At 54.9% G+C, this 22982-nt stretch carries 19 protein-coding genes; 8 read left to right on the top strand and 11 right to left on the bottom strand.

The features are described from left to right. Window positions 1–6 precede the first annotated feature (6 nt). Window positions 7–1329, top strand: a complete 1323-nt coding sequence (locus F3J40_RS12575) for an FMN-binding glutamate synthase family protein (RefSeq protein WP_017346660.1) — start codon at window positions 7–9, stop codon at window positions 1327–1329. A gap of 70 nt (window positions 1330–1399) precedes the next feature. Then, window positions 1400–2707, top strand: a complete 1308-nt coding sequence (locus tag F3J40_RS12580) for an ammonium transporter (protein ID WP_205297334.1) — start codon at window positions 1400–1402, stop codon at window positions 2705–2707. 216 nt (window positions 2708–2923) lie between these two features. On the opposite strand, the gene F3J40_RS12585 is transcribed toward F3J40_RS12580, so the two are convergent. From F3J40_RS12585 to F3J40_RS12600, 4 genes are read right to left on the bottom strand one after another with little or no spacing between them, the layout of a single operon-like run. Further along, window positions 2924–3991 carry an ABC transporter permease gene (locus F3J40_RS12585; RefSeq protein WP_017346657.1) on the bottom strand — a complete coding sequence of 356 codons (1068 nt, stop codon included), beginning with the start codon at window positions 3989–3991 and terminating at the stop codon, window positions 2924–2926. 18 nt (window positions 3992–4009) lie between these two features. Further along, entirely contained in the window at window positions 4010–5539 is a 1530-nt protein-coding gene (locus tag F3J40_RS12590; RefSeq protein WP_167015085.1) for a sugar ABC transporter ATP-binding protein, read from the bottom strand. 11 nt (window positions 5540–5550) lie between these two features. Then, complete coding sequence (locus F3J40_RS12595) at window positions 5551–6162, bottom strand: DUF2291 family protein (RefSeq protein ID WP_167015088.1); 612 nt, start codon at window positions 6160–6162, stop codon at window positions 5551–5553. 48 nt (window positions 6163–6210) lie between these two features. Then, complete coding sequence (locus F3J40_RS12600) at window positions 6211–7146, bottom strand: D-ribose ABC transporter substrate-binding protein (protein WP_167015090.1); 936 nt, start codon at window positions 7144–7146, stop codon at window positions 6211–6213. 459 nt (window positions 7147–7605) lie between these two features. On the opposite strand from F3J40_RS12600, the gene F3J40_RS12605 reads away from it, so the two are divergent. Continuing rightward, window positions 7606–8397 carry a DeoR/GlpR family DNA-binding transcription regulator gene (locus F3J40_RS12605; protein ID WP_167015092.1) on the top strand — a complete coding sequence of 264 codons (792 nt, stop codon included), beginning with the start codon at window positions 7606–7608 and terminating at the stop codon, window positions 8395–8397. A gap of 10 nt (window positions 8398–8407) precedes the next feature. Here F3J40_RS12605 and F3J40_RS12610 read toward each other — a convergent pair whose 3' ends face one another. From F3J40_RS12610 to F3J40_RS12620, 3 genes are read right to left on the bottom strand one after another with little or no spacing between them, the layout of a single operon-like run. Beyond that, on the bottom strand, window positions 8408–9160 hold the full coding sequence (locus F3J40_RS12610; RefSeq protein ID WP_167015094.1) for a DeoR/GlpR family DNA-binding transcription regulator: 753 nt from the start codon (window positions 9158–9160) through the stop codon (window positions 8408–8410). A 21-nt stretch (window positions 9161–9181) separates the two neighbouring features. Further along, window positions 9182–10123 carry a transketolase family protein gene (locus F3J40_RS12615; RefSeq protein ID WP_167015096.1) on the bottom strand — a complete coding sequence of 314 codons (942 nt, stop codon included), beginning with the start codon at window positions 10121–10123 and terminating at the stop codon, window positions 9182–9184. Continuing rightward, window positions 10116–10970: a transketolase gene (locus F3J40_RS12620; protein WP_017346650.1), complete on the bottom strand. Its 855-nt coding sequence runs from the start codon at window positions 10968–10970 to the stop codon at window positions 10116–10118. Before F3J40_RS12620 ends, F3J40_RS12615 begins: the two co-directional genes overlap by 8 nt. Window positions 10971–11273: 303 nt before the next feature. Between F3J40_RS12620 and F3J40_RS12625 the strand changes: the two genes are divergently transcribed. From F3J40_RS12625 to F3J40_RS12640, 4 genes are all read left to right on the top strand, one after another. Next, on the top strand, window positions 11274–12224 hold the full coding sequence (locus F3J40_RS12625) for a sugar-binding transcriptional regulator (protein WP_167015097.1): 951 nt from the start codon (window positions 11274–11276) through the stop codon (window positions 12222–12224). A 335-nt stretch (window positions 12225–12559) separates the two neighbouring features. After that, a complete protein-coding gene (locus tag F3J40_RS12630; protein WP_167015099.1) occupies window positions 12560–14065 on the top strand; it encodes an FGGY family carbohydrate kinase in 1506 nt (501 codons plus the stop codon). Window positions 14066–14090: 25 nt separating this feature from the next. Next, window positions 14091–14888, top strand: a complete 798-nt coding sequence (locus F3J40_RS12635) for an SDR family oxidoreductase (RefSeq protein WP_017346647.1) — start codon at window positions 14091–14093, stop codon at window positions 14886–14888. 92 nt (window positions 14889–14980) lie between these two features. Next, the gene (locus F3J40_RS12640) at window positions 14981–15766 is read left to right on the top strand and encodes an SDR family oxidoreductase (RefSeq protein WP_017346646.1); all 786 of its coding nucleotides are present in this window, start codon (window positions 14981–14983) and stop codon (window positions 15764–15766) included. Between the two features lie 50 nt (window positions 15767–15816). On the opposite strand, the gene F3J40_RS12645 is transcribed toward F3J40_RS12640, so the two are convergent. The 4 genes from F3J40_RS12645 to F3J40_RS25190 all read right to left on the bottom strand — a co-directional run bounded on the left by F3J40_RS12645 (window position 15817) and on the right by F3J40_RS25190 (window position 20756). Further along, complete coding sequence (locus F3J40_RS12645) at window positions 15817–17544, bottom strand: ABC transporter ATP-binding protein (RefSeq protein WP_167015101.1); 1728 nt, start codon at window positions 17542–17544, stop codon at window positions 15817–15819. Next, window positions 17531–19285, bottom strand: a complete 1755-nt coding sequence (locus tag F3J40_RS12650) for an ABC transporter ATP-binding protein (protein ID WP_167015103.1) — start codon at window positions 19283–19285, stop codon at window positions 17531–17533. Before F3J40_RS12650 ends, F3J40_RS12645 begins: the two co-directional genes overlap by 14 nt. Further along, window positions 19282–19683 carry a hypothetical protein gene (locus tag F3J40_RS12655; RefSeq protein WP_167015105.1) on the bottom strand — a complete coding sequence of 134 codons (402 nt, stop codon included), beginning with the start codon at window positions 19681–19683 and terminating at the stop codon, window positions 19282–19284. Before F3J40_RS12655 ends, F3J40_RS12650 begins: the two co-directional genes overlap by 4 nt. A 194-nt stretch (window positions 19684–19877) precedes the next feature. Continuing rightward, window positions 19878–20756 carry a helix-turn-helix domain-containing protein gene (locus tag F3J40_RS25190; protein ID WP_167015107.1) on the bottom strand — a complete coding sequence of 293 codons (879 nt, stop codon included), beginning with the start codon at window positions 20754–20756 and terminating at the stop codon, window positions 19878–19880. Between the two features lie 131 nt (window positions 20757–20887). Between F3J40_RS25190 and F3J40_RS12665 the strand changes: the two genes are divergently transcribed. After that, window positions 20888–22900 carry a TonB-dependent siderophore receptor gene (locus tag F3J40_RS12665; protein WP_167015108.1) on the top strand — a complete coding sequence of 671 codons (2013 nt, stop codon included), beginning with the start codon at window positions 20888–20890 and terminating at the stop codon, window positions 22898–22900. The last annotated feature ends 82 nt before the right edge of the window (window positions 22901–22982 follow it).

A 22982-nucleotide genomic window follows, 5' to 3' on the forward strand; every position in this document is an offset into this window, starting at 1 on the left:
AAGAACATGAGCGATAACTACAAGCCAGGCCTGAAAGAGTCCGCCACTTACACCCGCAGCGTGATTGATGAAATTCAGCGCGCGGCCGAAACCGGGATTTATGACATTCGCGGTTGGGGGGCAAAACGCAAGGTCCCTCATTTTGACGATCTGCTGTTCCTGGGTGCCAGCATGTCACGCTATCCGCTCGAAGGTTACCGTGAGAAATGCAGCACTGAGGTGGTTTTAGGCACCCGCTTTGCCAAAAAACCGGTGGTGCTCAGCACGCCAGTGACCATTGCCGGGATGAGCTTTGGCGCGCTCTCTGCGCAGGCCAAAGAAGCATTGGGTCGCGGTGCTTCAGCGGTTGGCACGTCCACCACCACCGGCGATGGAGGGATGACCCCAGAAGAGCGCGGCCAGTCAAGTAAGCTGGTGTACCAATATTTACCGTCCCGCTACGGCATGAACCCGGATGACCTGCGTAAAGCCGATGCGATTGAAGTGGTCCTGGGTCAGGGCGCTAAGCCGGGCGGCGGCGGTATGCTGCTGGGGCAGAAAATTTCCGAGCGCGTGGCAAAAATGCGCTGCCTGCCACAAGGCATCGATCAGCGTAGTGCCTGCCGTCATCCGGACTGGACCGGCCCTGACGATCTGGCGATTAAAATTGCCGAGCTGCGTGAAATTACCGACTGGCAAGTGCCCATCTACGTCAAAGTAGGGGCCACGCGGACCTATTATGATGTGAAACTGGCGGTACAGGCTGGCGCGGATGTGGTGGTGGTAGATGGTATGCAAGGGGGAACGGCGGCGACACAGGATGTGTTTATTGAGCACGTAGGCATTCCGACCCTGGCCGCGATCCCACAGGCCGTAGAAGCTCTGCAAGAGCTGGGCGTCCACCGTGAAGTCCAGCTGATTGTCTCCGGCGGGATCCGCAACGGAGCCGATGTGGCAAAAGCGATTGCACTTGGGGCTGATGCGGTTGCCATCGGGACAGCGGCACTGATTGCCCTGGGCGACAACCACCCACGCTATCAGGAGGAGTATCAGAAACTCGGATCGGCGGCCGGTTTCTACGACGATTTCCAGGAAGGAAAAGATCCGGCGGGAATTACCACCCAGGATCCAGAGCTGAGCAAACGCCTCGATCCCGTTGCGGCGGGCAAACGCCTGGCAAACTATCTGCGCGTTTTAACCCTGGAAGCGCAGACGCTGGCTCGTGCCTGTGGAAAATCCCATCTGCATAACCTTGAACCCGAAGATTTGGTGGCGCTCAACGTGGAAGCGGCTGCAATGGCACGCGTACCGCTCGCGGGCACCAACTGGATCCCCGGTCAGAAATATTAATCCTGCCTGCTGTTAACACTGCGCCCCACTTCAGGTGGGGCGTACTTCTCTGGCCTGTCCGAGGTGCACCATGAGATTAAGAAAGGGCTTTACGCTTATCACTCTTCCTGCCCTGCTGTTGATAGCTTTTCCCGTTTTCGCCGCCCCCACGTTGAGCAGCGGCGATACCGCTTTTGTTTTTGTTACCGCCGTACTGGTGCTGATGATGACCTTACCAGGGTTAGCACTTTTCTATGGCGGTATGGCGCAGAGTAAAAATGTGCTGTCGATACTGATGCAAGTCTTTGCCACCGTGGCACTGGTTGCCGTGCTGTTCACGCTGTTTGGTTATAGCTATGCCTTTACCGACGGTGGCCCGGTCAATAGCTATCTTGGCGGAGCCAGCAAAACCCTGCTGCGCAATATCACCACCGATTCACTGGTGGGGAGCGTGCCGGAGTACGTTTATATCTTCTTCATGCTGACGTTTGCCGCCATTACACCGGCGCTGATTGCCGGTTCATTTGCCGAGCGGGTGAAATTCTCTGCCGCCATGGTGTTTATCGCCCTGTGGTCGATCCTCAACTATGTGCCGCTGGCCCACATGGCATGGGGAGGTGGGTGGATGGCCGCACTCAGCGTGCAGGATTTTGCCGGGGGTGATGTGGTCCATATTAACTCTGGCGTCGCGGCACTGGTGGTGGCGATCGCCATTGGTCGCCGCCGTCAGTTTGGCACCGTCGCCCTGACGCCCCATAACATGACCATGACGCTCACCGGCGGCTGTCTGTTAATGATTGGCTGGCTCGGTTTCTGTGGCGGTTGTGCACTACAGGCCAATGGCTACGCCATGCTGGTGATCTTTAACACCCTGTTGGGTGCCTGCGGCGGTGCCCTTGCCTGGATGCTGCTGGAGTGGAAATTCCAACGCCATCCCAGTTTGTTGGGCATTGTGACCGGTTCCGTGGCAGGCATGGTGGGGGTCACGCCCGCCTGCGGCTATGTCGGGCCGGTGGGAGCCATCTGTGTGGGTGCCTTGACCGTCCCGTTCTGTATGGCCTGTGTCCGGTTAATCAAACAGCGTTTTCAACTGGATGACGCCTTTGATGTGTTCGCTATTCACGGCACGGGCGGCATCGTCGGCGGACTGCTGACGCCTCTCTTCGCACTGCCACTGCTGGGCGGGCAAGGTTACATCGCCGGACGCGATCTGTTTGGCCAGTTAGGTGTTAATGCCAGCTCCATCGCCTTCAGTATTCTCTTTTCCGCGCTCACCAGTTGGGTAGCCATTAAGATCACCGCATTTGTCTGCCGTGGACTGCGCGTCGATCAGGAAGCCGAATTCGATGGTCTGGATCTGACCACGCACGGTGAAGTCGGTTATCGCCACTCGAATTAACCCACTGCTGCTGTGTGACCTGTTCAGATAAGCTTTTAATTTTAAATTTATTTATTCTGAATAATGGCAACACCCTGGTGAGCCGTATGGTCACCGGTGAGCGAGGGCAAATCCTGTCAGTTAACACGGTATCAGCACGGCAGCGTGAAAACCCCGGCCCCAAATAAAAAAGCCAGTCAGCATCTGCAGACTGGCTTTTCATGTTAACAACTCTGTTTACTGCAGCGACGTTTCAGGTACTGCCGTCGCTTGCAGCTTTTTTTCGTGACGACGCATCAGGGTGACTTTGCTTTGCAGGCGTTGCTGGAACTGATCCACCACCACTGCGGTAACAATCACCAGGCCTTTAATGACCATCTGCCAGAAGTCGCTGACGCCCATCATCACCATGCCATCGGCGAGGAACACGATAACAAAGGCACCGATAATCGAACCGGAAACGCGACCGCGACCACCTGCCAGGGCAGTACCGCCCAGTACGGTGGCACCAATCGCATCCATCTCGAACATGTTACCGGTCATCGGGTGTGCGGTTTGCAACTGGGACGCGATGATCAAACCCACTAAGGCCGCGCAGATGCCAGAGAAGGCGTAAACAAACACTTTCACTTTAATGATCGGCACACCTGCCAGGCGTGCAGCGGACTCATTGCCACCAACGGCGTAGATATAACGCCCCAGCGGCGTTTTACGCGTCATGTACAGACCTAACAGCAGGAAACCTACCATCAGCCAGATTGGGAGATAAACGCCCAGAATCGAACCGGTGCCGAGGAACGCAAAACCGGTGTTCCCCAACGCAGGCATGCCGACCAGGTTTGCGTAGGTGCTGCCATCGTTGAACAGCAGTGCGGCACCGCGTGCGACATACATCATGCCCAGGGTACAAATAAACGGCGCAACGCCCAGTCGTGTGATCACCGCACCATTGACCAGTCCCAGCAGGCAACCAAACACCGTGACCACCACGATAACTTCCGGAACATTAAGGAACAGAACATTGCCCCCCGTCAGCGGAATGCCGTTGGTCAGCAACGCCCCGGCCACCATGCCACAAATACCGGCAACGGCACCCACGGAAAGATCAATACCGCCGGTCAGGATCACTAAGGTCATACCGATCGCCAGCAGGCCGGTAATGGCAACGTGCTGGGTCATAATCAGCAGGTTTGATGGCGTCATAAAGTTCGGCACCATCACGCTGAAGAAACCAATCACAATCAACAGCGCAATAAAAGTACGCGCCTTTAACAGATACATATAAATCAGATATTTTTGGCTCATTTTTCTCTCCAGCCGACATCAAGCTTGTGGTGTCGAAGCACTAATGATTTTTTCCCGGGTTGCGTCTGCACGCGCTAAATCTGCGGTGATACGGCCATCAGCCATCACCAAAACTCTGTCGGCCAGAGCCATCACTTCATCCAGCTCAGAGGAGGAGAACATCACCGCCAGCCCCTGTTTGGCCATCTGGCCGACCAGGTGATACACATCGGTTTTGGCTCCCACATCGATACCGCGCGTCGGTTCATCCAGCAGCACCACTTCCGGGCCACTCATCAAGGCTTTACCCAACACCACTTTTTGTTGATTACCGCCACTCAGGGAGGTAATCGGCAGCTCGGCATCACTGACTTTGATCGCCAGCTTTTTCACCATATCGGTTACGCCTTCATCCTCTTTTGCCGGATTCAGCAGCGACAAACAGCGGCGGAAACCGCGCAGGCTGAGGTCGGTCAGCGTCATGTTGGTCTTGATCGACATCATCTGCACCACGCCTTCGCCCTGACGATCTTCTGGCACCAGCGCGATGCCTTTTTTCAGGCGCGTGGAGAAATCCCGCTTACTCAGATCTTCACCGTTCAACACCACCGAGCCAGACTGACAGCCCATCAGTCCAATTAAGCCTTTAAACAGCTCAGTACGTCCGGCACCCAACAGGCCATAAATACCGATAACTTCACCTTTGCGCAGGCTGAAGCTCACGTCGTTCAGCTTATAGCCGCCATTTTGCGCCAGCGCCGTCAGCCCCTTCACTTCCAGTACCTGCTCCCCTTGCGGTGCAGGCTGGTAGTCAAAGTGTTTCTTTTTATCCCCCACCATCTGTTCGATGATCCACGGCACGCTGGCATCACGTACCGGACGTTCGCCGATGAAACGGCCATCGCGGAAGATGGTGATGTGATCGCCAATCTCCATCAGCTCTTCTAAGCGATGCGAGATGTAAATAATGGTGACGCCACGGCGTTTAAGCTGTTCGATAACGTTGAACAGGACTTTCACCTCAGACTGGCTCAAGGCACTGGTCGGTTCGTCCATCAGCAGCACGCGGGTGTCTTTGGAGAGTGACCGCGCAATTTCCACCATCTGCTGATGGCCGATACCCAGCTCATTCAGCGGCGCATAGGGATCAACGTCCAGGTTGAGGCGCTCCAGCAGCGACTTCCCCAGCTCGTACTGATACTTCTCGTTGATCACCCCACGCTGGAAGAACTCTTTACCGATGAAGATGTTGTCCATCACGTTCATGTTGGGAAACAGGTTCAGCTCTTGAAAGATAATGCTGATGCCATGCTTTTCCGCCTGCTGGGTGGAGCCCAGGGTAACGGGCTTGCCATCCAGCAAAATTTCACCGGATGACGGCGTTTCCACCCCTGCCAGCATCTTCATCATGGTGGACTTACCGGCACCGTTTTCGCCAATCAGAACGTTAACCTTGTTGCGATAAACGCGGTAATTGACGTTATCCAGCGCCGTTACGCCCGGATAGATGCGCGACACGTTACGGGTTTCAATAATCACTTCTGAGTCGGCGTGTTGTTGCTCACTCATAACCAGTCCCCTTACTGACGCTTAATGCTGGCCGGTGTGACATCCGGGATACTTTGCGGAATGTCCCAACTGCTGAACACACCGGTAATCGTGACGTTGTCACCCTCTTTCGGCTTGAAGTCTTGCATCATGGTGGAAGCAAACTGGTTAATGGCTTTGCCGTAATCGCCGTACATCACCTGATCGTTAAAATCGTTGTAGCTTGCGCCTTTATAGGCATCACGTAACAGGGTTCCCCGGATGATTGGCCCCATTTGCACAGTAATATCTTGCCCACTCGCATCTTTAATGATTATTTTTCCACTCCGCGAGGTGGTGTCCACTTTGGTGATGGTGCCGCTTACCTGAACGCTGAATGCGCATGGATTTTCATCCTGGCTGCGGTAGCCATAGGTTTTGCACGCCTCATCGAAATCTTTCGCTGACTGAACGGCTTTTAGCAACTCTGCTGCCGGTTTAGCATCATGGCCAATCTGCGGCACGATCTGGCTCTGCCAGGTCTGGCTGATATTCGCCATTTTAGGATTTGGCGGATTTTTCAGATCGGCTAACTCTTTCTGCGAAACAATGCGGCAACCGCTTAGCATGATGATAATCAGCGTCAGCCCGATTCTTGTCAGCATTACTCTCTCCTCTGCGCCCGCAAAGCGGGCGCGACAGCCTGGTGAATATTAAGATTTGAAATTAAAGTCCTGCACGCCTTTGGCATTTTCAGGAGAGATCAAGATGCCGCGGAACATCACACGCTGTTTCGCCGGTTTGGTGCCTTTCTGAATGAAGTTATCCAGGTCAGTCACACCCTGAGCAGCAATTGCCTGGGCCTGCAACATCACCGTCGCTTTCAGGTCGCCTTTGAGCACGGCATCACGCTCGTCATTGCTGCCGTCGATACCGACCACAATCACATCGGTGCGTCCCGCCGCTTTCAGCGCCGCAATGGCACCCAGAGCAACCGGCCCGTTACCGCAGATCACACCTTTTACGTCTGGATGAGCCTGAAGGATGCTGTCCATGATGCGCTTGCCGTCAATCAAGGTGCCTTTGGCATCTTGTTTGGCGACGCTTTTCAGATCAGGGTATTGATCCAGCACCTGGTGGAAGGATTTCGAACGCGTAACGCAGTTGTTGTCTGCCAGGTTACAGGTCAGTTCTGCATAGCTGCCCTTTTCACCCATCTTCTCAACAAAGACGTTGGCCACATCTGAGCCCGCCTGGAAGTTGTTGTGGGTGATCTGCTCCAGTGCGACATCATCAACCGGGATCTCACGGTTGATCAGCACCACCGGAATACCGGCATCTTTGGCTTTTTTGATAGCCGCCACGCTGGCGGTGGAGTCGGCGTTATCGAGAATGATGCCCTGAACTTTCTTACCGATCGCTGCATCAATCAGCTCACTTTGCTTTTTCACATCTTCACCGTGAGAAAGCACTGACGTCTTGTAACCCAGCTCCTGGGCCTTTTGGTTTGCGCCTTTCGCTTCCGCAGCGTAGTAAGGATTATCCAGTGAGTTGACCATAATCATGATGGTGCCTTTCTCTGCCGCAGAAGCTGCACCAGAAAGTGCGAAGGCAGACGCCACGCTGAGCCACAGTAACTGTTTTTTCATAGGGATGTTCTCTCGATAATCGTTTTTATAGTGTCAATGTGTTGTGTCGCTCACCCCTGGGAGAAGCGTCTTCCACATCAGCGTTTGGGTACAGTTCTTATACGCAACGTCGAGGAAAAGTGGGCCACAATTGCGCCCTCCTGGTGCATCTTCAATGCTGCTTTGATTTTCGAATAAAAATATAAACGACTGGATTATTTTTATTTGTGTGCTCGATCATGTTTCAAACAAAAGCATGGCAACATCAAATTAACGATTAATTTCAATGCCTTGCTGTAAAAATTGTGCAATAAAAAACCATTACAGTAAAAAAATAGACTAAAAAATACAGTCACATAGCAACAACTCACTTTCGAACGAAAGTGTTGTATATGCAGGTGAAAATCGCTGTAGACTGAGCCACAGTGGAAATGTGGCCATGCCTGCCAGGCTGGCATTCGATAACAAGGTGACTTTCGATTGAAAACAAAACATCACCAACTGGCGGACGTTCAGCTCCGCCGAGATAAAATTCTCGAGATGATCAGGGAAGACGGCACCGTCACGGTCAAATTTCTGACCGATGCTTTCGATGTTACCGATGCCACCATCCGTACCGACCTGCGCGTGCTCCAGCAACAGGGCATGGTGCAGCGTTACCACGGCGGCGCAACCCTGATGACGGCCAAACAGAACACCGTCGCAATGCTGCTGGAACGGCAGATCCATCTCGAACAGAAAGACGCGATTGGCCGCACCGCAGCGCAATATGTTGAAAATGGCGATACCGTCATTTTCGATTCCGGCACCACAACCACCGCCATCGCAGACCATCTCACGCACATCAAACGCCTGCATGTGATCACCACTGCCGTGAATATTGCGCTTAAGCTGGGTGGCGAACCGGAAATGCATATTCTGCTTACCGGTGGCACCTTTAAATCGCCTACTCTCTCGACGTCGGGCGAAAAAGCCGCCGGATTTTTCGAAAATGTCCTGGCCGAGAAGCTGTTTCTCGCCACCGCGTGTATTTCTCCCCGCGCCGGACTGAGTTTTCCCAGTGAAACCGACATCAAACTCAAGCTGGCAATGATCAACTCCGCCAGCAAGGTCTATGTCGTCGCCGATTCCAGCAAAATCGACAAAGTTTCCATGTTTGCCCTGCCCTGTGAATGGGACAAAATTGATGCCCTGATCACCGATGACGGCATTACCGCTGCCCAAATCGCCGCTTTTAAAGCGTTGGGTGTCAAAGTGGTTATCGCACAATAAAACGTCTGACTCAGTGCGGCGTATGGACAATGCTTAGCTTTATCTGTTGCGCCGCCAGTAGCTCACGATACTTGGGTGACAGCGCATTATCTGTGATCACTGCACCGGGCACGCTGGTCGCTGCCAACGGGAAATCATGCACCTGACTGAAACGTCGGGCCTCGCCAAGAAACCAGGTGGCAACCCCTTTAGCCAGCACCGCGTTTTTCACCGCACAGCGGGCGCTGTCGCTTTCACTGAAGCCCCGTTTTTTGTCCCAGCCTTTAATACCGATAAACGCTTTATTAAAGGTTAAATGGTTGATGCACAGGCAAGCCAGGTCACCCACCACATCATCCATCCCTTTTTGCAGTATGCCGCCCACCAGAATCACCCGGTGCGACGTCCCTTTTAGCCCAATCACCAGATCCTGGCTGGCCGTCACTATGGTCAACTGACGCTTTTCCGTCAGATGTTTGAGCAACAGGTAGTTGATACTGCAACCATCGAGATAAATGCTGTCGCCGTCCTCGATAAAGCCTGCGGCGCTGGCCGCGATGCCCTCTTTAGCGGAAAAGTTTTCGCGTACCCGCTGTTTAATGTGGCTGCCTTCCAGCGCCAGTGCGGAACCATGCACCCGGCGCAGGTTGCCACGCTCGCTCAGGTAATTCAGATCGTTGCGAATGGTGACATAAGAGACGCCGGTAAGATGTGATAGCTCACTGACACTCATTTTTCCGTGCTGGTTCACCAACCGGATAATCTCGTGCTGTCGCATATTCATCGCCGGTTCCCCCACCAAACGTTAGCGCGCCAACAGCGCCTGGGCCTGCTTAACCACACCCGCGGCATCAATGCCGTGCCAGGCTCGCATCTCTTTGCGATCTGCGGCTATCGCATAATCACCATCGGCAATCCCCAGGCGTTTCAGACGTGCACCCGCGCCACTTTCTGCCAGCACTTCCGCCACAATGCTTCCCACACCGCCGTTGATGTTATGTTCTTCCACGGTGATCACCGCTTTGAAGCCACTCAGTGCTTCCGCAAGCGCATCACGATCCAGCGGGCGTACCGAAGGCAGGCTGATGACTTTAGCTGCAATGCCCAGGTCAGCGAGCTGAGCGGCGGCATCCACGGCTTCGTGTACGGTCGAGCCCAGTGCCACCAGCGCAATCTCATCACCGCTACGCAATACGTCGATAGCACCCGGCTGGAACTGATAGCTTTCATCGTGCAGTTCTGGCAGCGCTTTACCGTCAAGACGGATATAAACCGGACCGACATGCGCGAGGGCATAGTCAATGATCTGGCGGCACTCCAGCGGAGAGGACGGCGCAAAAATCTGGATGTTACCGAAACCGCGCATCACTCCAATGTCGTCAATGGCATGGTGGGTACTGGCCAGCGGGCCATAGCTGGCACCGGCATTCAGACCAAACAGTTTGACGTTGGTGTTGTTGTAGCAGACGTCCACTTTGACCTGCTCATTCGCACGGGCAATCAGGAACGGTGCGGCATTACAGGTCACTGCGACTTTGCCCGCCAGCGCCAGGCCCGATGCCACACCAACCAGCGTCTGTTCAGCAATGCCGACGTTCACCAGGCGGCCTGGGAATTTCTGCATGAAAGGCGCGATTTTGGCAGTTGAAGTGGAGTCTGCAACCACCGGCACCACATCCACGCCGCGATCGACTGCATCAATAAAGGCATTCACCATCACGGTGGCCAGATGTTCTGCGTTACTCACTTTTCATCTCCTCTTCAACCAGATCTTTCAGCTCACTCAACGCCAGCTCAATCTCATCACCTTTCGGCACACGGTGGTGCCATTCAGGTTTACCGGCGATAAACGACACGCCTGCCCCTTTGGTGGTGTGTGCAATCACTACATGCGGTTTACCGGTCTGCGGCAGGTTCTCTAGCGTCTCAACGACTGAAGCCATGTCGTTGCCCTTGCACTCACTGACTTCCATACCAAACGCACGCCATTTCTCATCCAGCGGATCGGTTGCCATGATGTCTTTGGTCGCGCCAGCCAGTTGCAGGCCATTTTTGTCATTAATGACAATCAGGTTGTCCAGTTTGTAATGCGCCGCAGCCATCGCCGCTTCCCAGTTACTGCCTTCCGCCAGTTCACCGTCACCGGTAATCAGGAAAATACGGCGCTTGCTGTTGTCGCGTTTTGCTGCCAGCGCCAAGCCAACGGCAACCGGGAAACCGTGGCCCAAGGCACCGGTATTCAGTTCCACGCCGGGGGTTTTTTGGCGTACCGGGTGTCCGGGCAGATGCGAGTTACCGTGTTGGTAGGTTGGCAACCAGTCGAGGGGAATAAAGCCAGCTTCTGCCAGTACGCAGTAGTAGCAGCCCACCGCATGACCTTTAGACTGGATGTAAATATCGCGCTCGCTGTCTTCCAGACGATCGGGCGCACAGTTAAGAATGCGGAAGTAGAGCGCGGTCAGCAGTTCAACCTGGGAAAGGTCTGCGCCAGTGTGCCCACCAGCCGGGCTGTTGGCGTTCAGGGTCACTATATGGCGGCGCACTGCGCGTGCCTTCTTCTCCAGCTCCGCAACGGAAAGTGAGAACGGGTTCATCGTATGCCTCCGAATGATTATTCCGAGTTGAATATTTATTCCAGCTGGTTAAAAAAAGGTGCCTGGTAAAGCGGGTCGTCCAGGCACCTGTTCACTAACAACGGCTGGGCTACTATCACCCTGAATAAATATTCATGTGTGATTTTATATTCAAAATAGTACGATCACCTCTCAGGGATTGTCCAGTACTGAAATTAGCCAACTACAGAAGTTAGAGTTGCATCACAGGAATGCGGGACAATTTTTCGCGTATGATAACGGGCAGCACATACTGAGCGCCCCGATAATGAGTTGAGGAACCGCATGGCAAAGCAGGATGAACAGCGTCTTCTGGTGAAGATTGCCACTCTTTACTATCTGGATGGGATTAAGCAGTCTGAAATTGCACAGATGCTGTCGTTGTCACAATCGTTTGTTTCACGGGCCATCACCCGCTGCCAGAAAGAGGGGTTGGTGAAGATCAGCGTGGTCCAGCCCTCAAACATTTTTCTCAACATCGAAAAAGGCATTGAGGCGCGTTATGGCATTCGCCAGGCGATTGTGGTGGATGTAGAGGATGGCGCAAGCGAGCAAAACATCAAACGCGCGATTGGATCTGCGGCAGCCCATTATCTGGAAACGCGCCTGCGTCCCAGCGATCTGATTGGCGTCTCCTCATGGAGTGAGACCATTCGCGCCATGGTTGATGAGGTGCATGCGCAAAACCTCAAAGCCCGTGGCGTGATCCAACTGTTGGGGGGAGTCGGGCCAAACGGCAACGTGCAGGCCACCATCCTGACACAGACGCTGGCGCAACAGCTCAACTGCCCTGCTGCCCTGCTGCCGGCACAGAGCATTGAAGGCTCGATGGAAGAGAAAGCGCGTCTCAGCGCCAGTAACGATGTCACTCTGGTGACTTCGCAGTTTGATCAGGTCGATATCGCGATTGTCGGCATCGGTATTCTCGAACCTTCTCAGTTACTGAAAACCTCCGGCAACTATTATCAGTCTGACAAGCTGGAAGTGTTGGCTGAACGGGGCGCGGTCGGTGACATCTGCCTGCATTACTACGATCAATCTGGCCGCCCGGTGTTACAGCCTGAGGAAGATCCGGTGATCGGAATGGAGTTAGATCAAGTGAAACAGTGCGCCACCGTGGTGGCCCTCGCGGGGGGAGAACACAAAGTGGCTGCGATCAAAGGCGCACTCCAGGGTGGCTATATCGATGTATTGATCACCGACTACCCGACTTCCCGCTTACTGCTGGAAGCCTGATCAGCACTTTCGCCTGACCAGTTGTCGCAAACAACGTCAATTTATCATTGATTATCAATGACTTACCATTAATAACGGCTCTGTTTTCTGCGAGCCGTTCTCTCTCTGCCCGATAACAAACTGTGATAACCAACACATTTGGCACTTTTGCCAGTGGCTGTCGTGACGGGTTATGGGTATCGTATTTAAATAAATAATCAACACTGAATATATATTCAAAAGGCAAAGCGGAATCAGCTATCGCGCTCACGGTGTCATTGTCACAGACAAGATACGCTGAGCCTCAGGCCGTATTCATCTTGCCTGTACTTCGCCGCAGTCACCGGGAGAACAGCATGTCGGCAGAGAAAAACATCATCATTGCGCTGGATGAAGGCACCACTAACGCCAAAGCGATTGCGCTTGATGCTGCGGGAAATGTGGTGGCGAAATTCTCCCAGCCGCTGTCTATTCAGACACCGCGTGAAGGCTGGGTTGAACAGTCTGGTAGCCTGCTGATTAATGCTTCTGTTCAGGTTTTAGCCCAGGCCATTGAGGCGGTAGGCGCTGAACGCGTGGCTGCGTTAGCCATCAGTAATCAACGTGAGACGGCCATTGGCTGGTATCGCAGCAGCGGGCAACCGCTGGGTGCGGCCATCAGCTGGCAGTGTTCCCGAACCGCTGAGTTTTGCGATCAGTTACGTCGCGACCAGCAAGAAGCCAAAATCAAAGCCGTTACCGGGCTACCGATTGCACCGCTGTTCTCTGGTGCCAAAATGCGCTGGCTGTTGGAGTCTGTACCGAATGGCTTTGAACTGGCCGCACAAGGTGAGATCTGCCTTGGCACCATTGATAGCTGGCTACTCTGGAACCTGACCGGCGGCACGGCATTCTGCTGCGACTACTCCAACGCTTCCCGCACTCAGCTGTTTAATTTGCACAGCGGCGAGTGGGACAACACCATGCTGGACATTTTCCAGATCCCACGGGCTGCACTGCCTGAAGTCCGCCCTTCCTGTGGGAAGTTCGGGGTAACACAAGGCCTGGCGCAAATTCCTGACGGTATTCCGATCATGGCAATGATTGGCGACTCCCATGCCGCGCTATTTGGGCATGCACTGGGTGAAGCCGGATGCGTCAAAGCCACCTATGGCACGGGCTCGTCCGTGATGGCCCCGGTAGCTTCCGCGCAGGCCGATATTCATGCCCTTGCCACTACCATCGCCTGGCATGACGGTGAGCAGATCATCTATGGCCTGGAAGGCAATATCTCACATACCGGTGATGCCGTTGCCTGGATGGCCGACAGCACCGGCTTAAGCGAATTACCCGAAGCTGAGTTGAATCAGGCATTAAGCGACTTACCCGCCTCAGTTGAATCGACGCTGGGCGTCTATTTCGTGCCGGCGTTGACCGGATTAGGTGCGCCGCGTTGGGATGACAGCGCCCGTGGCGTGATTTGTGGCCTGAGCCGTGGCGTGAAACGCGCCCATTTAATTCGTGCTGCCCTGGAATCCATCACCTATCAGATTGCCGATGTGATTGCCGCGATGCGCCAGCATAAAGATTTCAGCCTTAACGCGCTAATGGTCGATGGCGGCCCAACCCGCAACGACTGGCTCATGCAGTATCAGGCGGACCTGCTGGGTTGCCCCGTAATGCGTAGCGATCTGGCGGAGCTCTCCGCGGTGGGCGCGGCGTTATTAGCCCGCAAAGCCCATGACCATCTCTCAACCGACGCACTGAAACAGCTTCTTTACGTGCACGCCAGCTTCCAGCCGGATATGGCTCGCCATGCGCGCCTGCAAAAACGCTGGCGTGAATGGCAGCGCGCCGTTGAACGTACCGTACACAAATTCTGAACTCACGACATTTAAAGGCAGAGCTATGAGTCATTCATTTGCAAATCAGACAGTGGTCATTACCGGCGCAGCGCGTGGCATCGGTGAAGGAATTGCACAGCGTTTTGCTGCTGCGGGCGCGAATCTGGTGATTTCTGACTATTCGGCGGAGATCAACCACACCGCTGAGCGCCTGAGGCAGCAATATCAGACCCAGGTGGTGCCGTTTCAGGCCGATGTGACCAATGAAGACCAGGTGATTGCACTGTATAAGCTGGCGCATGACAGCTTTGGTTCGGTGGATGTGTCGATTCAAAACGCGGGCATCATCACCATCGATCACTTCGACAAAATGACACGCAAAGAATTTGATGATGTATTGCAGGTGAACACCACTGGCGTGTGGTTGTGCTGCCGCGAAGCGGCGAAATACATGGTGAAACAGCAGTCAGGTCGCCTGATAAACACCTCTTCAGGACAGGGACGCGTCGGCTTTATTTATACCCCGCACTACGCCGCCAGCAAAATGGGGGTGATTGGTATTACGCAAAGCCTGGCGCTGGAGCTGGCAAAACACAGCATCACCGTGAATGCCTTCTGCCCTGGCATCATTGAAACCGAGATGTGGGATTACAACGACCGCGTCTGGGGTGAGATTCTCAGCACGCCGGAGAAGACCTACCAGAAAGGTGAGCTGATTGAAGAGTGGGTGCAGAACATCCCGCTGAAACGTGCCGGTAAGCCAAAAGATGTCGCCGGGCTGGTGCTGTTCCTCGCCTCCGACGATGCTGCCTATATCACCGGGCAAACCATCAATGTGGATGGCGGCTTAATCATGTCTTAAGCCGCACGTCGCGCTTATTGTCTTTCCTGATGGCGCGGGCGGTGATAACGCCCGCCCGCGCCCCAAGATTCTACTTTTTATCGAGGTTTCACATGGTCAACAAAGAGTTCGCCCAACAGCTGTTTAGTCTGCAAGGCCGCGTCGCTTTCGTCACTGGCGCCGGTAGCGGTATCGGCCAGACTATCGCCTGTGCGTTTGCCAGCGCTGGCGCGAAAGTCGCCTGTTTTGATCTGCGTGAGGACGGTGGACTGAGCGAAACCGTGACACATATTCAATCGCTGGGCGGTGAAGCCTTTGCCGTGGCCGGTGATGTGCGTCAGCTCGACGATCTGCGCCGTGCCATCGCGGAGGTCAAAACCCGCTTTGGTCGTCTGGACGTAGCACTCAACGCAGCGGGCATTGCTAACGCGAATCCGGCGCTGGAGATGGAGTCAGAGCAGTGGCAACGTGTGATTGATATCAACCTCACTGGCGTATGGAACTCCTGTAAGGCGGAAGCCGAACTGATGCTGGAGAGCGGTGGCGGTTCGATCATCAACATCGCTTCCATGTCCGGTGTCATTGTGAACCGTGGTCTTGAGCAGGCCCACTATAACTGCTCTAAAGCGGGTGTGATCCATCTGTCAAAAAGTCTGGCAATGGAATGGACCGACAAAAACATTCGCGTCAACAGCATTAGCCCAGGCTATACCGCGACCCCGATGAATACCCGTCCGGAAATGGTTCATCAGACCAAAGAGTTCGAAAGCCAGACCCCGATGCAGCGTATGGCTAAAGTACAAGAGATGGCCGGCCCAGCGATCTTCCTCGCCAGCGATGCCGCATCCTACTGCACCGGTGTCGATCTGCTGGTGGACGGTGGTTTCGTCTGCTGGTAAGTCCGTTCCCACCCTGCGGGGTGGGAATCCCCACCTCCCCGCGATGTCGTTTAGTCACTGTGCAACAACACTCCCTCCTGAGCCTGCCACAGCTCCCGGTATAACCCAGGCTCGGCCATCAGTGCGGCATGGGAACCACGCTGGACAATACAGCCGTTGTCCATCACCAGGATTTGTTCGGCAAACTCTACGGTGCGCAGTCGATGCGCCACCATAATCACCGTTTTATTGCGTGCTAGCCGGGTTAGCGCATGCTGTACCTGGGATTGAGACAAGGGATCGAGCAGCGCAGTGGCTTCATCCAACAGCAAAACCGGCGCATCTTTTAACATCGCCCTGGCAATAGAAAGGCGCTGCTTTTCGCCACCGCTCAGTCGCTGTGCGGCCTCACCCAGCGAGGTGTGATAACCCTGAGGTAGCTGCTGGATAAAGGCTTCGCAGTTTGCAGCGCGGCAGGCATCCATCACTGCCTCATCACTTGCCCCAGGCTTGCCTATGCGCACATTCTCCAGCACGCTGCCGTCAAACAGCTGCACGTCCTGAAATACAAACCCCAGCCGGGAATAGAGTAGCTGACTCCCCAGTTGGTCCACCGGGGCACTGCCTAGCGTAATGGTGCCTTGTTGCGGCTGCCAGAATCCGCCCAGCAGATGTAACAGTGTGCTTTTGCCACTGCCTGAGCGCCCCACCAGCGCGGTCACGCTGCCTTGCGGTGCGTGAAAACTGATATCTTTCAACACGGGCTGGTCATCATAAGCAAAGCTGACATGGCGAAAATCAATGTCATTACGCGACGGCGGTTCGGTGCTGGCCAACTCGGGCATGCACGGCCTTTCCAGCAGCGCGGTAATTTTTTTTGCGGACTGACGCATGACACGAAGCAGAGTGAAGTAGGTGGCGATCTCCAGCAGCGGATCGAGCACTTTAAATGCTACCAGCACAAACAGCAGCCACGTGATGAAACTCAGGCTACCCAGTTGGAAGAAGTGTGACGCCAGTAAAAAAAGCACCACGACACCACACTCGGTAAGCAGCCTGAACGCCAGCACACCTGCTCCACCCAAGGCTTCAATGCCCATACTGGCACGGTGAATGGCTCTGAACTGAGTATCCAACTGATCCAACAGACTCCGCGAGCGGTTAAACAGCCGTAACGTTCTGATGCCACTGACAAACTCCAGCAATAACCCCGAGGCTGTGGCAAAACGCTGGCCCTGTTGCGCAGTGCCCGCCAACAGTTTGGGGCCGAGCCATAACATCACCAACAGCCCCAGCGGAATAGGCACGATCAGGGCCAGCGTCAGGCGATAATCCACCCAGGCCAGCGCCAGTAAAAAAAGCACTGCCGTGGCGAGGCCGGTGATCACTTCTGGCAGCAGGTGCGAGAAGATCTCCTCTACGCGGCGCATGGCATCGGTTAAAAGCGTACTGGTTTCACCCAGCCGCTGCTGTTGAAAATACCCCAGCGGCAAATGCCGCACGCGTTCCGCACTGGCTTCCCGCACACCATGAAGCAACTGATAACTGCCAAGAAAACAGTTCAACTGACCAAAATGAGAGAACAGTAACTGCATGACCAGACAGGCACTTAAACTTGCCGGCAACTGCCACCAGAACAACGCATCGGTTTGCTGAGCAATCACGCGTTTAATCGCCCACCAGGCAATGAAAAACGGCAGTACATTCCCCACCTGCGCGATGATGCGAAAAACGATGCCGCGCAGCACTTGCCGACGGCCCGATGAGGGGTGTTTAAACAGCTGTTTAACCAGCGACATGGGAAGTCTCCTGCTCACGAATATGCCACTGCGCAAGGGTAAACTGACTGTGCCACAGCGCCTGATAAGTCGCATTGTGCGCCAGCAGTTCTTCATGACGGGCCTGGGCTGTAACCTGTCCGTTCTCCAGCAGGATCAGTTCTGCCTGTTGCACCGCATACAGGCGGTGCGCGATGGTTAATACCGTGGTGTCAGGCCGCTCGGATCGTAACGTCTGGTAAAAACGGCGCTCGGTTACCGCATCGGCAAAGGCTGTTGCCTCATCGAGAATTAATATGGTCGGATTAACCAGCAAAGCGCGTGCTATGGCAATGCGCTGTCGCTCACCGCCTGACAACGTCACACCCCGCTCACCCACCGGAGATTCCAGCCCTTGCGGTAACGTGCGGACCCAGGCTTCTGCCTGTGCGAGCCGTAATGCCTGCCATAATGCTTCATCGGTTGCATCTTCAGCGCCGAGACGTAGGTTATCGGCGAGCGTGCCCTGTAGCAGAAAAACGTCCTGACTCACTACGGCAATGTGCCGGGCACGGGTTTCATCACTGAGGTCCGCTATGGGTACACCGCCCAGCGTCAGACTCCCGTGACTTGCCGGGAGTAAGCCGGAAAGCAGCCAGGCAATCGTTGATTTTCCTGCGCCCGAAGGGCCGATCAGCGCATAGAAATTTCCCGGCGCAAACGTCAGTGACACTTTATTAATCACGGAACGTTCACCAAAGTTAAAGCTGACATCCTTCATTTCCAGCAACCCACTGCCGGGCTGCGCCGCTCCCGAGGGGACTTGATTATGCAACAGCGCGGTAATTCGCCCCACGCCGCTGAACATTTCCCCCAGCATACTGCTGAGAAAGGTGACCCGAAGCAGCGGCTTTAGCAGGCCGCTACCGAGCACAATCGCCAGAATCAGCTGCACCAGGGTCAGGTTCCCCTGCTGCACGCGCCAGAGACCCAAAGGCAGCAAGATAAACAGGTTAGCGTTGAGTAAAACCACAAAGACCGACCACCCTGGCACCGCACGACGCGTAAATGACGCCACCAAGGTCTGATAGGCGTTAAGTCTTTGATGCAATAAATGGAAAGCCTGCGCGGATTGCTGGAAAGCCTTCATCACCGGGACACCGCGCACATACTCAATGGTGGCACTATCCAGTTCAGCAGAGGCTTGCTGATAGGCAGCAATACGCGCCTGCATCCCCCGAGTAGCCACTTTTTGCGCGATGATCGCCAGTGGGATCGTGATCAACGCCGCCAGTGCCAATTGCCAGTCCAGCCAGAACAGAAACAGTGCGGCCACCAAAGGGCTGAGCAGCGCAGACACGATATCGACACTGTGGTGAGCAATGAAATTCTCCATCCTCTCCACGTCGTTGAGCAAGGTGTTACGCAGTTCAGCGCTGCTGTAACGGTTGAGCGTCAGCAGCGGCAGGCGGCTTAACGCATGGGCAAGCCGTATGCGGGTCTGATACAACACGCGAAACGCCACCAGATGGCTAAAGTAGCCGCCGCCCGTTAACAGCGCATATTTCACCAGTAATGCCAGAAATAACAGGCCCGCCAGCGGCACTAACGCCTCTGCGGGATCGTGAGTTTGGACAGACAGCCACAGGATCCCATAAGGGATGAGTTCACTGATCGCTGCCAGCACGGTAAGGCCAAATGCCATCAGTAAGTGGGGTTCTTCGCCACGTATCAATGACCGCAGATCTTTCCAGCTTCCTTTGGGAGCAGCAGGTTGGCTCATACCTTCCCTCTCAGCCACTGTTTCGCCTGCTGTTCAGCTTCTTCTGACGTTGCCACCACCTGGTAAGGATAGGGAATGGCACGGCTGGTAAGATAGCGCAGCGCTTTACGCCATAAAGATTGTCGCTTCGCTGCATCTGGCTCCACCCTCACCGCCCCACAACAGTAGAGCGCCTGCGCATGCCGCGTCGCTTTTCCCCAGGCTTTGTACTGACGAAAGAACTCGGCAGAATTCTGCGGCAGCTCAACGCCAGAAAAAATCAGCACAAAGGGCTCACGGCGATCCAGAACCTGCTGCAGCGCCTGAATATGCGCCGTTGCCTCCTCAGCATTTACCTGGTCTGGCATCACGTAGTGCACCAGCGGCCACTGGCTGGTATCGATCACATCCTTCGACATTTTCATGCTCCCTTGAACCGGGTCACTGAAGATTCACCGTCAAAAAGTGCAATCGACTGGGTCAACGCATCACACTCTCAGGCGGCAGAAAATTTACACATGAAAATGATAATCAGTTTTATTTGCGAGGCAATCTCTTTTTCCCACGCCAGGGAAGGGGCAAATCGGCAGATTTTCACAGGGTGACAGGCAGCTTATAACGTCCCGTATTGACGGCGATAGCGGCCCGGTGTTTGACCATACTGGCGCTGAAACAGGCGACTGAGGTGGCTTGCATGGGAGAAGCCACACTGGCTGGCGATCTCATCCAGTGACAGTGCTCCCTGGCTTATCATCCTTTCTGCCGCTTCCAGCCGACACTGCATCACGTATTGCCAGGGTGTGATGGCAAACAGGGTACGAAATCCGCGTTTCAGCGTTTGTTGATTGATGCCCGCCTGGCGCGCCACCTCCTCCAGTTCCAACGGCTGTGTCGCATGTTGTCGGATATAGTCCCGTGCCAGGATCAGGCGCTGGCGGTCTCGGGTAAACATGGGGGTCTGGCGCTGGGCCAGCTCCAGTTGCTGTTGCACGGTGCGAACACTGCTACAAAGCGCTGAAAGTAACAGGCTCTCAAGGTGCAATCGCCCCAGGGCGCTGGTGTCACGCATAGCCTGTACGATCGCGCTTTGCAGCGCCTGTAACGCTTCTCCGGCCTGGGCTGAAAAGACCTGGCCGCCACGACAGCCGGTATCTATCCCGGCGGATTCCAGCACCGGTAACATATTGACGGGAAAGTTAATTATCACCATGTCATACAGATAATGACGAGGAAAAAAGTCGGTACCACGACAGGGAAAGCGGGAACAGGAGAGCAGCATCATGTCAGCTTCAAAGTGACGTATGCGCTGGTTTTCCAGGCAAAAATGCCCTGCCCCCTGGGCGATAAGCACCAGTGACAGGTGTGACTGATTTTCACCCTCTAACACCACATCCTGCTGCAGCGTAGTCTGAACGGCGATCAGCGAGATACGATCAAGCTGGACACACGTAATACCGGGATGCTGAAGAACCTGTTGATGTGCCTGCGCCACTCTTCAAACCACGCTAATGATAATGATTTTTATTTAACTTTATCGTGCAATTTTGTACCGTGCTGTGCAACCTCTTTTTGCGCACTGGCTCGTAATCTGCGCTGACTCGTTTTGATTACAGGGAACCCAGCATGCAGTTCAAACCTCTCACTTTTGCCATCCTCAGTGCCTTAGCTGTCTCCTGTTCTGCCAGTGCCGAGAACGCTAACGATGACACGCTGGTGGTCAGTGCCAGTAAACAAACTGCGAAGGCTGCCTCCTCGCGCAACGTAGCGCTGGTGACCGTGGATGAAAGCACGCTGGCTGAGGCCAACGTCAGTCGCACTGACCAACTCAGCCGTGTGTTGCCCGGACTGCAAACCGGCAACAGTGGTAGCCTGATTTTCCAGACGATTTCGCTACGCGGGATCTCTTCTGCTTCGGACTATTACAATCCGGCCGTCAGTGTTTATGTTGATGGCGTACCACAGCTCTCCACTTACGCGATGGCTCCGCTGCTGGACGTGTCCAGCGTAGAGATGTTACGCGGCCCACAAGGAACGCTTTATGGCCGTAGCGCGCAGGGGGGCGTCATCAATATCGTGACGCATCAACCTGACAGCACAGCACGCGGCTACATTGAAGGCGGCTATGCGAGCCGTGACGGCTACCACAGTAAACTCAATGTCAGCGGCCCGATTCAGGATGGGTTACTGTACGGCAGTGCAACCCTGTTACGTCAGGTTGATCAGGGCAGTATGACCAACCCTGCGACCGGGAGCGATCACCTCGGCGGTTCCCGGATGAATGCCGGCAACGTGAAACTGCGTCTGGCACCCGATAATCAACCCTGGGAACTTAATGCGTCACTGACCGAAGAGTGTACTCATGCCACGCAGGACACCTACGTGCCTTACAACCAGGTGAAAAGCCGTACCCTGGATGTGCTGGCTGGGGGTAGCGATCCCTATCTGCGCCGCTGCACCCATAGCCAGTCCCTGAGCGGTAAACTCACCACCGATAACTGGATTTTTAGCGTGGTAGGGGCCTGGCAGCAACAGCAGTATCAGCGCGAGTTCCCTTACTCTTATCTCACTGCCAGCATCCCGGAGCGCTGGAATCAAAACGTCCAGGAGATCCGCGCGGCAACTCGGGGCAACAGCAGCCTGGATGCCGTATTTGGACTTTATCGTGAAGCGATACATGAATCACTGGACTCTGCCTACCGGCTTGCGAGCACGCCTTATCTGAGCACCGTTGCCGCTACGTCGTCAGAAACCCTGGCAGCCTATAGCGATCTCACCTGGCATATCACAGATGCATTCGATCTGGGTGGCGGGCTGCGTGTCTCACACGATCGCGCTAAGACAGGGTACAGCGGTACTTCAGGCGGTATCCCATGGGGCGACCGCAATCAAGAGAGTGATAACCAGCTCCTGGGCCAGGTCTCGGCTGGCTATCAGTTGAATGAGGCATGGCGTCTGTATGGGCGAATTGCGCAGGGCTACAAACCTGCCGGATTCAGTTACACCCCAACAGCTTTCACTGCCGCACAGGCGTATGCCGCAGAGAAATCCCTGAACTATGAACTGGGAAGTCGCTATGAGAGCCGTGATATCACGTTGGCAGGAGCGCTGTTCTATACCCATACCCGCAATCTTCAGCTCTATTCTGGTCCGGTGGGTTATCAGACTTTATCGAATGCCGGTAAAGCCGACGCAACCGGTGCTGAAGCCAGTGCCAGTTGGCAGTTCGCGCCGGGCTGGCGCTGGGCGATTGACGGTAACTATGTCCACTCTACCTTTGCCGGTGGCAGCGAGAACTATGCAGGTCAACGCGTGCCGTTCGTGCCACGCTTTGCCGGAAGTACCAGTGTGACCGGGACCATTAATACTGCCTGGGGAGCACTGATGCCGCGTGCAGCGATAAACCTGACAGGGCCACAGTACTTTGATGGCGATAACACCCTACGTCAGGGCAGCTATAGCACTACCGATCTTCGACTCGGCTGGCAAGCAACGGATCGCGTGACGGTATCTGCTTATCTGGATAACGTGTTTGACCGCCGGTATCGCACCTACGGCTTCGTGCAGGCGGGCAGCGCGTATGCGCAGGTGAATCAAGGACGTACGGCCGGTCTTGATGTCCAGATTGCGCTGTTCTGATTATTGCAGCCGCCATAAAAAGCAGTGAGTTGTCAGGAAGCGCTAACGGCGTCCCTTTGTTGGCCCACCTTGCAGGGTGGGT

It is taken from the genome of Candidatus Pantoea multigeneris, from assembly GCF_011752615.1.
In the GTDB taxonomy this organism is placed as follows: domain Bacteria; phylum Pseudomonadota; class Gammaproteobacteria; order Enterobacterales; family Enterobacteriaceae; genus Pantoea; species Pantoea multigeneris.